Source organism: Ramlibacter cellulosilyticus (genome assembly GCF_014297465.1).
Taxonomy (GTDB): Bacteria; Pseudomonadota; Gammaproteobacteria; order Burkholderiales; family Burkholderiaceae_C; genus Ramlibacter; species Ramlibacter cellulosilyticus.
The window spans coordinates 115,133-127,194 of sequence record NZ_JACORT010000004.1; the positions used below are offsets into that span (position 1 = coordinate 115,133).

At 68.6% G+C, this 12,062-nt stretch carries 11 protein-coding genes; 2 read left to right on the top strand and 9 right to left on the bottom strand.

Features of this window, described 5'->3' with window-relative positions; translation table 11 throughout:
* Positions 1 to 28: 28 nt before the first annotated feature.
* The 6 genes from H8N03_RS11425 to H8N03_RS11450 all read right to left on the bottom strand — a co-directional run bounded on the left by H8N03_RS11425 (position 29) and on the right by H8N03_RS11450 (position 5,446).
* Positions 29 to 1,129, bottom strand: a complete 1,101-nt coding sequence (locus H8N03_RS11425) for a sulfate/molybdate ABC transporter ATP-binding protein (RefSeq protein WP_187076307.1) — start codon at positions 1,127 to 1,129, stop codon at positions 29 to 31.
* Positions 1,126 to 2,031, bottom strand: coding sequence for a sulfate ABC transporter permease subunit CysW (gene cysW / locus H8N03_RS11430; protein ID WP_187076308.1), 906 nt, complete (start codon positions 2,029 to 2,031; stop codon positions 1,126 to 1,128). Before cysW ends, H8N03_RS11425 begins: the two co-directional genes overlap by 4 nt.
* Positions 2,031 to 2,915 (bottom strand): sulfate ABC transporter permease subunit CysT, encoded by an 885-nt coding sequence (gene cysT, locus H8N03_RS11435; RefSeq protein ID WP_187076309.1) that lies wholly within the window; start codon positions 2,913 to 2,915, stop codon positions 2,031 to 2,033. Before cysT ends, cysW begins: the two co-directional genes overlap by 1 nt.
* Positions 2,916 to 2,922: 7 nt before the next feature.
* Positions 2,923 to 3,912 (bottom strand): sulfate ABC transporter substrate-binding protein, encoded by a 990-nt coding sequence (locus tag H8N03_RS11440; protein WP_187076310.1) that lies wholly within the window; start codon positions 3,910 to 3,912, stop codon positions 2,923 to 2,925.
* Positions 3,913 to 3,958: 46 nt separating this feature from the next.
* Positions 3,959 to 4,597 carry a peroxiredoxin gene (locus H8N03_RS11445; RefSeq protein ID WP_187076311.1) on the bottom strand — a complete coding sequence of 213 codons (639 nt, stop codon included), beginning with the start codon at positions 4,595 to 4,597 and terminating at the stop codon, positions 3,959 to 3,961.
* 93 nt (positions 4,598 to 4,690) lie between these two features.
* The gene (locus H8N03_RS11450) at positions 4,691 to 5,446 is read right to left on the bottom strand and encodes an IclR family transcriptional regulator domain-containing protein (protein ID WP_187076312.1); all 756 of its coding nucleotides are present in this window, start codon (positions 5,444 to 5,446) and stop codon (positions 4,691 to 4,693) included.
* Positions 5,447 to 5,565: 119 nt separating this feature from the next.
* Here H8N03_RS11450 and pobA point away from each other — a divergent pair, with 119 nt between their 5' ends.
* Complete coding sequence (gene pobA, locus H8N03_RS11455; protein ID WP_187076539.1) at positions 5,566 to 6,741, top strand: 4-hydroxybenzoate 3-monooxygenase; 1,176 nt, start codon at positions 5,566 to 5,568, stop codon at positions 6,739 to 6,741.
* Between the two features lie 56 nt (positions 6,742 to 6,797).
* Here the strand turns inward: pobA and H8N03_RS11460 are convergent, their stop codons facing one another.
* Complete coding sequence (locus H8N03_RS11460; RefSeq protein ID WP_187076313.1) at positions 6,798 to 7,772, bottom strand: Bug family tripartite tricarboxylate transporter substrate binding protein; 975 nt, start codon at positions 7,770 to 7,772, stop codon at positions 6,798 to 6,800.
* A gap of 113 nt (positions 7,773 to 7,885) precedes the next feature.
* Between H8N03_RS11460 and H8N03_RS11465 the strand changes: the two genes are divergently transcribed.
* Positions 7,886 to 8,773 carry a CoA transferase gene (locus H8N03_RS11465; RefSeq protein ID WP_187076314.1) on the top strand — a complete coding sequence of 296 codons (888 nt, stop codon included), beginning with the start codon at positions 7,886 to 7,888 and terminating at the stop codon, positions 8,771 to 8,773.
* Here the strand turns inward: H8N03_RS11465 and yihG are convergent.
* Both yihG and H8N03_RS11475 read right to left on the bottom strand, forming a co-directional pair.
* Positions 8,770 to 9,666: a 1-acylglycerol-3-phosphate O-acyltransferase, YihG family gene (gene yihG / locus H8N03_RS11470; protein WP_187076315.1), complete on the bottom strand. Its 897-nt coding sequence runs from the start codon at positions 9,664 to 9,666 to the stop codon at positions 8,770 to 8,772. The genes H8N03_RS11465 and yihG overlap by 4 nt on opposite strands.
* A 59-nt stretch (positions 9,667 to 9,725) precedes the next feature.
* Positions 9,726 to 11,948, bottom strand: a complete 2,223-nt coding sequence (locus H8N03_RS11475) for a YgiQ family radical SAM protein (RefSeq protein WP_187076316.1) — start codon at positions 11,946 to 11,948, stop codon at positions 9,726 to 9,728.
* Between the last annotated feature and the right edge of the window lie 114 nt (positions 11,949 to 12,062).

Below are 12,062 nucleotides of genomic sequence, written 5' to 3' on the forward strand. Positions count from 1 at the left end.
CCGTCCTCTCCGCGCCGGCTGCTCCCTTTCAGATGCCGGCGCCGCTCTCCAGGAACACGCGGGCCTGCCGCGGTGTCGCCACCAGCGTCTCGCCCTCGCGCAAGCCCATCTCCCTGAACTGCTGCGCGGGGATCTGCGCCTCGATCAGGGGGTCCGTCCCCGCATTGTCCGCTGCTTTGGTCCCGTCGACCGGCAGAAGTTCCAGCCGCGCCACGGGGCCGACGACGATCGCGCGCGACAGCTTGACCACGATGCCGCTGGCGCCCGGCGCCCAGCGCCGGACGTCCAGGTCGTGCGGACGCACGTAGGCGGCCGCACGCGCGTTCTGCGCGCCGGCCAGTTCGGGAGAGTCGATCTGCACGCCTTCGAAGCTCACCGCGCCCTCGTGCGCACGCCCGTGGAACAGGTTCACGTCGCCGAGGAAGCCGTAGACGAACGGGCTGGCGGGATGGTCCCAGACCTCCTGCGGCGAGCCGACCTGCTCGATGTTGCCGGCGTTCATCAGCACGACGCGGTCCGCGACTTCCAGCGCCTCCTCCTGGTCGTGCGTGACGAAGATGGAGGTCACGTGCAGGTCGTCGTGCAGGCGCCGCAGCCAGCGGCGCAGTTCCTTGCGCACCTTCGCGTCGAGCGCGCCGAACGGTTCGTCGAGCAGCAGCACCTTGGGTTCCACCGCGAGCGCGCGGGCGAGCGCGATGCGCTGCCGCTGGCCGCCGGAGAGCTGCGAGGGGAAGCGGTCGGCCAGCCAATCGAGCTGTACCAGCCCGAGGAGCTCGTGCACCTTCTGCTTGATCTGCGCTTCGCTCGGGCGCTGCGACCGCGGCTTCACGCGCAGGCCGAACGCCACGTTCTCGAACACGGTCATGTGCCGGAACAGCGCGTAATGCTGGAACACGAAGCCGACCTGGCGCTCGCGCACGTGCACGTCGGTCGTGTCCTCGCCGGCGAACAGGATGCTGCCCGCGTCCGCGGTCTCCAGGCCCGCGATGATGCGCAGCAGCGTGGTCTTGCCGCAGCCGGAGGGGCCGAGCAAGGCGACGAGTTCGCCGGAATCGATGTTCAGCGAGACGTCGTTCAGCGCCTTGAAGTTGCCGAAATTCTTCGTGACGTTGCGGATCTCGATGCTCATGCTGTTGCTTTCCCTTCCAGCGCCATCGGGCGCTCCGGCGGCAGCTCGGCCGACGCCTTCATTTCGCGTTCCTGCTGCCATTCCGCCACCGACTTGATCACCAGCGTGACCAGGGCGAGCAGCGCCAGCAGGGAGGCCACGGCGAAGGCCGCGACCGACTGGTATTCGTTGTAGAGGATCTCCACGTGCAGCGGCATCGTGTTGGTCTGGCCGCGGATGTGGCCCGACACCACCGACACCGCGCCGAACTCACCCATCGCCCGCGCATTGCACAGGATCACGCCGTAGATCAGGCCCCACTTGATGTTGGGGAGCGTGACGTGCCGGAACGTCTGCCACCCGGTGGCGCCCAGCACGATCGCGGCCTGCTCTTCCTCCGTTCCCTGCGCCTGCATCAGCGGGATCAGCTCCCGCGCGATGAAGGGAAAGGTGACGAAGATGGTCGCCAGCACGATGCCGGGCACGGCGAAGATGATCTTCACGTCGTGCGCCGCGAGCCAGGGGCCCAGCCAGCCCTGCGCGCCGAAGACCAGCACGTAGATCAGGCCGGAAACGACCGGCGAGACGGAGAACGGCAGGTCCACCAGCGTGGTCAGGAAGGCCTTGCCGCGGAATTCGAACTTGGCGATCGCCCAGGCCGCGCAGACGCCGAACACCAGGTTCAGCGGCACCGCGATGGCGGCCGTGATCAGCGTGAGGCGGATCGCCGCCCAGGCATCGGGCTCCTTCAGGGCCTCGAGGTAGGCGCCCAGGCCCTTGCGCAGCGCCTCGGTGAACACCGCCGCGAGCGGCAGCACGAGGAACAGCAGCAGGAAGACGAGCGCCAGTGCGACGAGGGTCCAGCGGACCCAGGCCGGCTCGGTCGTGGTGACGCGCTTGCGCGTGAGGTCGGTCGCTGCCATCACTGGCCTCCGGACCGGCGACGCTGCCAGGCCTGCAGCGCGTTGATCACCAGCAGCAGGATGAAGGACATGACCAGCATCACCACGGCCACGGCCGTCGCGCCGGCATAGTCGTACTGCTCCAGCTTGCCGATGATGATCAGCGGGGTGATCTCCGAGACCATGGGCATGTTGCCGGCGATGAAGATCACCGACCCGTATTCGCCCACGGCACGCGCGAAGGCCATTGCGAAGCCGGTGAGGAGCGCCGGCGCGATGGCGGGGAAGATCACCTTGCGGAAGGTCTGCCAGCGCGTGGCGCCCAGGCACATGGCGGCCTCTTCCAGCTCCTTCTCGCTCTCTTCCAGCACCGGCTGCACCGTGCGCACCACGAATGGCAGCCCGATGAAGATCAGCGCGATCACCACGCCGTTGGGGTTGAAGGCGAGCTGGATGCCCAGAGGCTCCAGGTACTGCCCGATCCAGCCGTTGCCGGCCAGCAGCGCCGTCAGCGAGATGCCGGCCACGGCGGTGGGCAGCGCGAACGGCAGGTCCACCAGCGCGTCGACGATGCGCTTGCCGGGGAAGGAGTAGCGCACCAGCACCCAGGCGACCAGCAGGCCGAACACCGTGTTCACGCACGCCGCGAGGAAGGACGCGCCGAACGTGAGCCGGTACGAGGCGAGGACCCGGGGGGAAGCGACGGCCGCCCAGAACTGGTCCCACGACAGCGTGAAGGTCTTGAGGACCAGCGCCGACAGCGGGATCAGCACGATCAGGCACAGGTACAGGACGGTGTAGCCCAGGGTCAGGTGGAACCCGGGCAGCACCTTCCGGCCGCGGCCGCGCGAAGAAGAAGGCGCCGCCGCCGATCCCGGCAGCGGCGCCGCGAGTGCGCCACTCATGTCGTGCCTACCTGACGGTGTAGATCTTGTCGAACTGGCCGCCGTCGTTGAAGTGCACCTTCTGCGCCTCGGAGAGCGAGCCGTACAGTTCCTGCACGGTGAACAGCTTGATCTGCTTGAACTTGGGGTACTTCTTCAGCACGGCCTCGTTGGTCGGGCGGATGTAGTGCTTCGCGGCGATCTCCTGGCCCTCTTCCGAGTACAGGAAGTTCAGGTACGCCTTGGCGAGGTCGCCCGTGCCCTTCTTGGCGACGGTGCGCTCCACGACCGCGACCGGGTTCTCGGCCACGATGCTGACGGAGGGGTACACCACGTCCACCTTGTTCGCGCCGAACTCCTGGTTGACGGATTCCACTTCGGACTCGAACGTGATCAGCACGTCGCCGGTGTTGCGCTGCAGGAAGGCGCTGGTGGCGTCGCGGCCGCCGCGGGCCAGCACCGGCACGTTCTTGTAAAGCCTGGACACGAAGTCCGCGGCCTGCGCGTCGGTGCCGCCCTTCTTCTTCACGTAACCCCAGGCCGCGAGGTAGGCGTAGCGGCCGTTGCCGCCGGTCTTCGGGTTCACCACCACGACCTTGACGTCCGGCTTCAGCAGGTCGTCCCAGTCCTTGATGCCCTTGGGGTTGCCGTTGCGCACCAGGAACAGCATGGTGGACGTGGTCGGCGCCGCGTTGTGCGGAAAGCGCTTGGCCCAGTCCTTGGCGACGATGCCCTTGTCCGCGAGGAATTCGACGTCGGTCGTGGTGTTCATCGTCACCACGTCGGCATCGAGGCCGTCGGCCACGGCACGCGCCTGCGCGCTGGAGCCGGCGTGCGACTGCTCGATCTTCACGTCCTTGCCCGTGCTCTTCTTGTAGAAGGGCACGAACGCGGCGTTGATGTCCTTGTAGAACTCGCGGGCCACGTCGTAGGAGACGTTCAGCAGGCTTTGCTGGGCGGAGGCGATGCCGCTGGCGGCGAGGGCGAGGGAGGCGAGGAGGATCTTGAACTTGGTCATGGGAGAGGCATGCGGGGCCTCGGGGGCCCCGTCTTTCTGCTGGGTCTTATTGATTCGGCTGCGGCGTCAGGCGCAGGTACGGGCGCACGGCGTTGAAGCCCTTGGGGAAGCGCTCGGCCAGTTCCTTCGGGTCCGTGATGCTCGGGACGATGACGACGTCGTCGCCCTGCTTCCAGTTCGCCGGCGTGGCGACCTTGTGGCTGTCCGTGAGCTGCAGCGAGTCGATCACGCGCAGGATCTCGTCGAAGTTGCGGCCGGTCGACGCGGGATACGTCAGCGTCGCGCGGATCACCTTCTTCGGGTCGATGATGAACACGCTGCGCACGGTGGCGTTGGCCAGCGAGTTCGGGTGGATCATGTCGTAGAGGGTTGCGACCTTCTTGTCCGCATCGGCGAGGATCGGGAAGTTCACGGTGCAGTTCTGCGTGTCGTTGATGTCCTTCACCCACCCGTGGTGCGATTCGACCGGGTCGACGCTCACGGCGATGGGCTTCACGCCACGCTTGCGGAACTCGCCCGCCAGCGCGGCCGTCTTCCCCAGCTCGGTGGTGCACACCGGGGTGAAGTCGGCGGGGTGCGAGAACAGCACCACCCACGAGTCGCCGGCCCACGCGTGGAACCGGATGCTGCCTTCGGTGGAATCCTGGGTGAAATCGGGGGCGGTATCGCCGAGCCGCAAGGTCATGGCCTTCTCCTTCTGGACGGGGAAGGAGGATTGTGGAGACGCCCTCTTAGTTGCACAACGAATATGTCGTTGTGTGCTTATGGCTTCCGCCATCTAAAGCAGGGGGCGAAGCTCCCGTGCGGCCTCCTGCAGCAGAGGCAGGAGGTCTTTCTGCGCGGCGCGAGGTTCCAGCCTCTGCCGTGTGGTGACCACGTTGAGGGCCGCGATCGTGCGCCCGTCCATGTCCCGCAGGGGAACAGCCAGCGCGTGCACGCCCAGCTCGTGCTCTTCGCTCGCCATGCAGAAGTCCTGGCGCCGCACCTCGTCGATCAGGGCACGGAAGGTGCGCGGGTCGGCGACGGTGTGGCCCGTCAGCCGCGGCAGTTCGCGGCCCTTCATCCAGGCGCTGAACTCCGTGCGGCCCTTCGCCGCCAGCAGCACCCGGCCCGTGGAGGTCGCGTGCGCGGGCAGGCGCGCCCCGAGGTGCAGGCCGTAGGCCAGCAAGGCCGAGCCGCTGCGCGCGACGATCACGACGTGATCGCCTTCCAGCACGACCGCCGAGAACGATTCGCCGGTCAGTCCGGCCAGCCGGTTGAGCGTGGGCTGCACCGCCCGCGGCAGGCGCGCCGTCGCCAGGTAGCTGCCGGAAAAGCGCAGCACCTTGGGCGCCAGCCAGAACCAGCTGCCGTCCGTTTCCAGGTAGCCCAGGTGCGCCAGGGTGAGCAGGTGGCGCCGCGCGGCCGCGCGGGTGAGCCCGGCGCGCTCTGCGGCCAGCGTGGCGTTGAGCCGCTGGCGCTGGGTATCGAAGCTTTCCAGCACGGCCAGGCCCTTGGCCATGCCGGCGATGTAGTCGGCGTGCGCGATCGTCATGGGAGTCGGTGCGCGATGATCGCGCAAGGTGCGCAATGATCGCACAGAGCCGCGCGCCCTCCCCTGTTCTCCGGGGCCTGCAACGCCTAAGCTCGCGGCAACAGGAGACACCCATGACCATCCGCACCCAGGTCGCCATCATCGGCGCCGGCCCCTCCGGCCTTCTGCTCGGCCAGCTGCTGCACAAGGCCGGCATTTCCAACGTGATCCTCGAGCGCCAGAGCGCCGACTACGTGCTCGGCCGCATCCGCGCCGGCGTGCTGGAACAGGTCGCCGTGGACCTGATGGAGGAATGCGGCGTCGCGGACCGCATGCACAAGGAAGGCCTGGTGCACGAAGGCATCGAGCTGCTGTTCCAGGGCCAGCGCCACCGCATCGACTTTCCCGGCCTCACCGGCGGCAAGACGGTGATGGTGTACGGCCAGACCGAAGTCACGCGCGACCTGATGGCGGCGCGCTCCGCGGCAGGCCTGCCCACCTACTACGAGGTGGGCGACAGCGTGCGGCTGCATGGCTTCGACGGCACGAGCCCGAAGGTGACCTTCCGCAAGGACGGCCGCGACGAGGAGATCGCCTGCGACTTCATCGCCGGCTGCGACGGCTACCACGGCGTGAGCCGCGCGAGCGTGCCGAAGGACGCGATCCGCGAATACGAGAAGGTGTATCCCTTCGGCTGGCTCGGCCTGCTGGCGGACGTGCCGCCGGTGTTCCACGAGCTGATCTACGCGAACACGGAGCGCGGCTTCGCGCTGTGTTCCATGCGCAGCCCGACCCGCAGCCGCTACTACGTGCAGGTGCCGCTGACGGACAAGGTGGAAGAGTGGTCCGACGACGCCTTCTACGACGAGCTCAGCCGCCGCCTGGACCCGGAAGCGCGCGAGCGCCTGGTGCGCGGGCCGTCGCTGGAGAAGAGCATCGCGCCCCTGCGCAGCTTCGTCGCCGAACCCATGCGCTTCGGCCGCCTGTTCCTCGCCGGGGACGCGGCGCACATCGTGCCGCCGACGGGTGCCAAGGGCCTGAACCTCGCCGCCTCCGACGTGAAGTACCTGTCCGACGGCATCGTGGAGCACTACCGGGAGCGCAGCAGCGCCGGCCTGGACCACTACTCCGACCGCGCCCTGCGCCGCGTGTGGAAGGCGGAGCGCTTCTCCTGGTGGTTCACCTCCCTCATGCACAAGTTCCCGGGCGAAGGCCCGATCGCGCAGAAGCTGCAGGAGGCGGAGCTGGACTACCTGGTGAACTCGAAGGCGGCGTCGATGTCGCTGGCCGAGAACTACGTCGGGCTGCCGCTGTAGGCACGCCCGCAAGAAAAAAGGGCCGCGCGAGCGGCCCTTTTCGTTTCGTGCGGTCCTCAGTCCGCGAACTTGCCCCCGGCCTTGATCACCGGGCCCCACTTGTCGATCTCCGACTTCAGCCACGCGTGCAGCGCCTCGGGCGTGTTCGTGGCATCGGGCACGATCTCGGCGCCGAGGTCGTCCATGCGCTTGATCACGTCGGGATCCTTCAGCGCGGCGCGCACGGCGGCGTTCATGCGGTCGACGACCGGCTTCGGCGTGCCCTTGGGCGCGTAGATGCCGTGCCACACGACGACCTCGAAGTCCTTCAGGCCCTGCTCCGCCAGCGTCGGCGCGTTCGGCAGCACCTTCACGCGGTTCTTCGTCGTCACGCCATACAGCTTGACGCTGCCGGCCTTGATCTGCGGCACCGTCTGCGTGGTCTGGTCGCACAGCACGTCCACCTGGCCGCCCAGCAGCGCGTTCATCGCGGGCGCGGTGCCCTGGAACGGCACCTCGGTCAGCTGCACGCCCACCGCGCGCTGGAACATCATGCCGCACAGCTGCGACACGGCGCCCAGGCCCGCGTTGGCGAGGTTGATCTTCTCCTTGTTGGCCCGGATGTAGGTCACCATCTCCTGGAAGTTGTTCGCCGGGAAGTCCTTGCGCGCGAGGAAGGTCATCGGCACTTCGACCGCCTGGCTCACGAATTCGAAGTCCTTCAGGGGATCGAACGACAGCTTGCGGTACAGCGCCGGCGCGGTGGCCATGCCGTTGTGGTGGATGAAGAAGGTGTAGCCGTCCGGCTGCGCCTTGGCCACGTAGGCGGCGGCGACGGTGCCGCCGGCGCCCAGCTTGTTCTCGACGACGACGGTCTGGCCCAGGCTCTTGGTCATCGCGGCGCCGAGGGTGCGCGCCACGACGTCGGTGGGTCCGCCCGCCGCGAAAGGCACCACCAGCGTGATCGGCTTCGTCGGCCAGTTGCCCTGCGCGTGGGCGAATGCGGCCGTGCCCAGGGCCAGCAGCGTGAACAGGGTGCGCTTGAACTGCATCGTTGTGCTCCTTGATGGATGCCGGACTACCGCGGCATGGGCCGCAGGGTAGCCAGCCCGGCGGAAAGCACCATCGGTAAGTACCCGGGCGGGCCCTCTGCTAGCCTGTGTCCATGACCCACGCACCCTTGCACGGCATCCGCATCCTGAGCCTCGCGCTGAACCTGCCCGGCCCCGCGGCGCTGATGCGTTGCCGCCGCATGGGCGCGACCTGCACGAAGCTGGAGCCGCCCGCGGGCGATCCCATGGGCCACTACAACCCTTCGGCCTACTCGGAGCTGCACGAAGGCGTGAAAGTCCTGCAGGCCGACCTCAAGACCCCACAGGGCCAGGAGACGGTGCACCGCGAACTCGCGCGCACCGACATCCTGCTCACGTCCTTCCGGCCTTCGGCGGTGGAGAAGCTCGGGCTCGGCTGGAAAGGGCTGCACAGCCGCTACCCGGGCCTCAGCCACGTCGCCATCGTCGGGGCGCCGGGCGGGCGCGCGGAGGAGCCGGGACACGACCTCACGTACCTCGCGGACAACGGACTGGTCCCCGGGCTGGAACTGCCCGCCACGCTGTATGCCGACATGGGCGGCTCGCTCATGGCCTCCGAGGCGGTGCTGAAGGCGGCGCTGCGCAAGCACGAGCGCTATGCGGGTGGCGGCGACCCGCATCCCGAAGGCCTGTACCTGGAGGTGGCGCTGTCCGATGCCGCGGGCTATCTCGCGCTACCGCGGCGCTGGGGGCTCACGCAGCCGAGCGGCTCGGTGGGTGGCGCGCACGCGGGCTACCGCGTCTATCCCTGCCGGGACGGGCGCGTTGCCGTCGCCGCGCTCGAACCGCATTTCGCCGCCCGCTTGTGCGAGGCGGCCGGGATCCAGGCGACGGATGCGAAGACCATGTTCCGCCCGGACACGCATGCGGCACTGGCGACGTTCTTCGCCGCGAAGACGCGAACCGAGCTCGACGCGCTCGCGACCGCGCAGGACCTGCCGCTCCACACGCTCGTGCCCTAGGCGCGCGAGCCGGCGCCCTGCAGCAACGCCTCCACCTCCCGGTCCTTGTCCTCCCACAGCGCGGTGAGCCAGCGCCCGAAGGCGCGGCGGAACTGCGGGTCGGCCGCGTAGTCGCGCGCCGTGAATTCCGCCGGAATCGGCACCTGCCGCACGCGCACGACGACGCGCGGCACGCGGCCGCAGAGGAAGTCCCAGAACGTCGGGACCCCGCCGGGATACACGATCGTCGCATCCAGCATGCAGCGGAACTGCCCGCCCATGGCCTGCAGCGTGAGCGCGAGCGCGCCCGCCCGGGGCTTCAGCAGGTGGCGGTACGGCGAGGCCTGCGCCTCGCGCTTGCGCGGCGTGAAGCGCGTGCCTTCGGCGAAGTTCATGACGCTCGTGGGCACCAGGGAGAACTTGCGGCAGGCGCGCAGGGCCGCTGCGTGGTCCTCCGAACGCAGTTCGGGGCGCTTGCGCAGCTTGTCCTTCCCGTGCCGCTTCATGAAGGGGAAGTCGAGCGCCCACCAGGCGAGCCCGATCACCGGCACGTAGATCAACTGCTGCTTGAGGAAGAACTTCAGCAGCGGGATGCGCCCGCGCAGCACGTGCTGCAGCACGAAGATGTCGACCCAGGACTGGTGGTTGCAGTTCACCAGGTACCACGCGCCAGCGCGCAGGCCCGCCAGCCCCTCCACGTCCCAGCGCGTCGGTTGCGCCAGGTGCATCCACCCGCTGTTGCAGGCCACCCAGCCGTTGGCGAACGCATTGAGCACGGGGTCGACCCGGCGCCGCACCGCGGGGAACGGCAGGGCCAGCTTGAGCAGTGCGCCGGCGAAGACGGGAAGGCTCCACACCAGGGTGTTGAGCACGAGGAGCAGCAGCGCGAGCGCGCCGCGCAGGAACGAAGGCATGGACGCATCATCGCCACGCACGGCGCGGCGCGCCTTGCGTCGCGTCAAGCATTGCGCGCTCAGCGCGGCTTGCGGGGCGGCTTGGCGGCGCCGGTCACGCGCGGCGGCAGGCCGGTGTGCTGCGTCAGCACGGCGCCCTTGCGGGGCGCGGCCGTCGAGTTCTTGCGGCGCGGGCTCGCGTAACTGCCGTCCGTGACCGGCTGGTACGTCGGGACCAGGTGGTGCTTGCCGTTGCCGATCAGGTCGGCGCGGCCCATGGCCTTCAGTGCCTCGCGCAGCATCGGCCAGTTGTTCGGGTCGTGGTAGCGCAGGAAGGCCTTGTGCAGGCGCCGCCGGCGTTCGCCGCGCACGATGTCCACGGTCTCGCTGTCGCGCGTGACCTTGCGCAGCGTGTTCTTGCCCGAGTGGTACATGGCCGTCGCCGTCGCCATCGGGCTCGGGTAGAAGGCCTGCACCTGGTCCGCGCGGAAGCCGTTGCGCTTGAGCCAGACCGCGAGGTTCATCATGTCCTCGTCGCTGGTGCCCGGGTGCGCCGCGATGAAGTACGGGATGAGGTACTGCTCCTTGCCCGCTTCCTTCGAGAACCGGTCGAACATCTGCTTGAAGCGGTCGTACGAGCCGACGCCCGGCTTCATCATCTTCGACAGCGGCCCCTGCTCCGTGTGCTCCGGAGCGATCTTGAGGTAGCCGCCGACGTGGTGCTGCACGAGTTCCCTGACGTACTCGGGCGATTGCACGGCCAGGTCGTAGCGCAGGCCGGAGCCGATCAGGATCTTCTTGATGCCCTTCAGCGCGCGGGCACGGCGGTAGATCTGGATCAGCGGCCCGTGGTCGGTCTTCAGGTTCTGGCAGATGCCCGGGTAGACGCAGCTCGGCTTGCGGCACGCCGCCTCGATCTCGGGCGACTTGCAGCCGATGCGGTACATGTTGGCCGTCGGGCCGCCGAGGTCGGAGATGACGCCGGTGAAGCCTTCCACCTTGTCGCGGATCTCCTCCACCTCGCGGATGATCGAATCCTCGCTGCGGCTCTGGATGATGCGGCCTTCGTGCTCGGTGATCGAGCAGAAGGTGCAGCCGCCGAAGCAGCCCCGCATGATGTTGACGCTGAAGCGGATCATCTCCCAGGCCGGGATCCTGGCGCCGCCATAGGACGGATGCGGTGCGCGGGCGTACGGCAGGCCGAACACGTGGTCCATCTCCGCCGTCGTGAGCGGGATGGGCGGCGGCGTGAGCCACACGTCGCGTTCGCCGTGCGCCTGCACGAGCGCGCGGGCGTTGCCGGGGTTGGTCTCCAGGTGCAGCACGCGGTTGGCGTGGGCGTAGAGCACGGGGTCGGACTTCACCGCTTCGTACGAAGGCAGGCGGATCACCGTGCGTTCGCGGTTCAGCTTCACGCGCGGGTTCGGCACGAACTGCAGCGCCTGCACCGCGCCCTGCACGGGCCCGGCGCCCTCTTCCTTCGCGCACGTCTCGCCCTGGGCCTTCGCCTGCTCGGAGATCGTCATGTACGGGTTGACGTGCTCCTCCACGCGGCCGGGCGTATCGACGCTGGTGGAGTCGACCTCCATCCAGCCTTCCGGCGTGGAGCGGCGCACGAAGGCCGTGCCGCGCACGTCCGTGATGTTCTCCACGGGCTCGCGGGCCGCGAGGCGGTGCGCGATCTCGATGATCGCGCGCTCGGCGTTGCCGTACAGCAGCAGGTCGCACTTCGCGTCCAGCACGATGCTGTGGCGCACCTTCTCCGACCAGTAGTCGTAGTGCGCGATGCGGCGCAGGCTGCCCTCGATCCCGCCGAGGATGACCGGCACGTCCTTGAACGCCTCGCGGCAACGCTGGCTGTACACGATCGCGGCGCGGTCCGGCCGCTTGCCGCCCACGTCGCCCGGCGTGTACGCGTCGTCGCTGCGCAGCTTCCGGTCCGCCGTGTAGCGGTTGATCATCGAGTCCATGTTCCCGGCGGTCACGCCCCAGAACAGGTTCGGCTTGCCCAGCGCCTTGAAGGGCTCGGCGCTCTGCCAGTCCGGCTGGGAAATGATGCCGACGCGGAAGCCCTGCGCCTCCAGCGTGCGGCCGATCACCGCCATGCCGAAGCTCGGGTGGTCCACGTACGCATCGCCCGTCACGAGGATGACGTCGCAACTGTCCCAGCCGAGCGCCTCCATCTCCCTGCGGCTCATGGGCAGGAAGGGCGCGGGGCCGAAGCGATGCGCCCAGTACTTGCGGTAGCTGGTGATCGGCTTGGCGGCGCGGGCGAAGAGGGAGACGTCGAGAGGTGCGTTCATGGGGGGCGGGGAATTGTAGGGACTTCCCCTGAGCACCAAGGTTCCAGGGACTTTGCCGTCGCATGACAGCACATTGCCCTCCTGGCATCTGCGTGTGGCGTAGATCACACTGCA

What these genes read in the sequence shown, in the direction of transcription:
- H8N03_RS11425 (WP_187076307.1), bottom strand. Translation starts at nt 1,129, where the DNA reads ATGAGCATCGAGATCCGCAACGTCACGAAGAATTTCGGCAACTTCAAG.
- H8N03_RS11465 (WP_187076314.1), top strand. Translation starts at nt 7,886, where the DNA reads ATGACCCACGCACCCTTGCACGGCATCCGCATCCTGAGCCTCGCGCTG.
- cysT (WP_187076309.1), bottom strand. Translation starts at nt 2,915, where the DNA reads ATGAGTGGCGCACTCGCGGCGCCGCTGCCGGGATCGGCGGCGGCGCCT.
- H8N03_RS11450 (WP_187076312.1), bottom strand. Translation starts at nt 5,446, where the DNA reads ATGACGATCGCGCACGCCGACTACATCGCCGGCATGGCCAAGGGCCTG.
- H8N03_RS11460 (WP_187076313.1), bottom strand. Translation starts at nt 7,772, where the DNA reads ATGCAGTTCAAGCGCACCCTGTTCACGCTGCTGGCCCTGGGCACGGCC.
- H8N03_RS11475 (WP_187076316.1), bottom strand. Translation starts at nt 11,948, where the DNA reads ATGAACGCACCTCTCGACGTCTCCCTCTTCGCCCGCGCCGCCAAGCCG.
- H8N03_RS11440 (WP_187076310.1), bottom strand. Translation starts at nt 3,912, where the DNA reads ATGACCAAGTTCAAGATCCTCCTCGCCTCCCTCGCCCTCGCCGCCAGC.
- H8N03_RS11445 (WP_187076311.1), bottom strand. Translation starts at nt 4,597, where the DNA reads ATGACCTTGCGGCTCGGCGATACCGCCCCCGATTTCACCCAGGATTCC.
- yihG (WP_187076315.1), bottom strand. Translation starts at nt 9,666, where the DNA reads ATGCCTTCGTTCCTGCGCGGCGCGCTCGCGCTGCTGCTCCTCGTGCTC.
- cysW (WP_187076308.1), bottom strand. Translation starts at nt 2,031, where the DNA reads ATGGCAGCGACCGACCTCACGCGCAAGCGCGTCACCACGACCGAGCCG.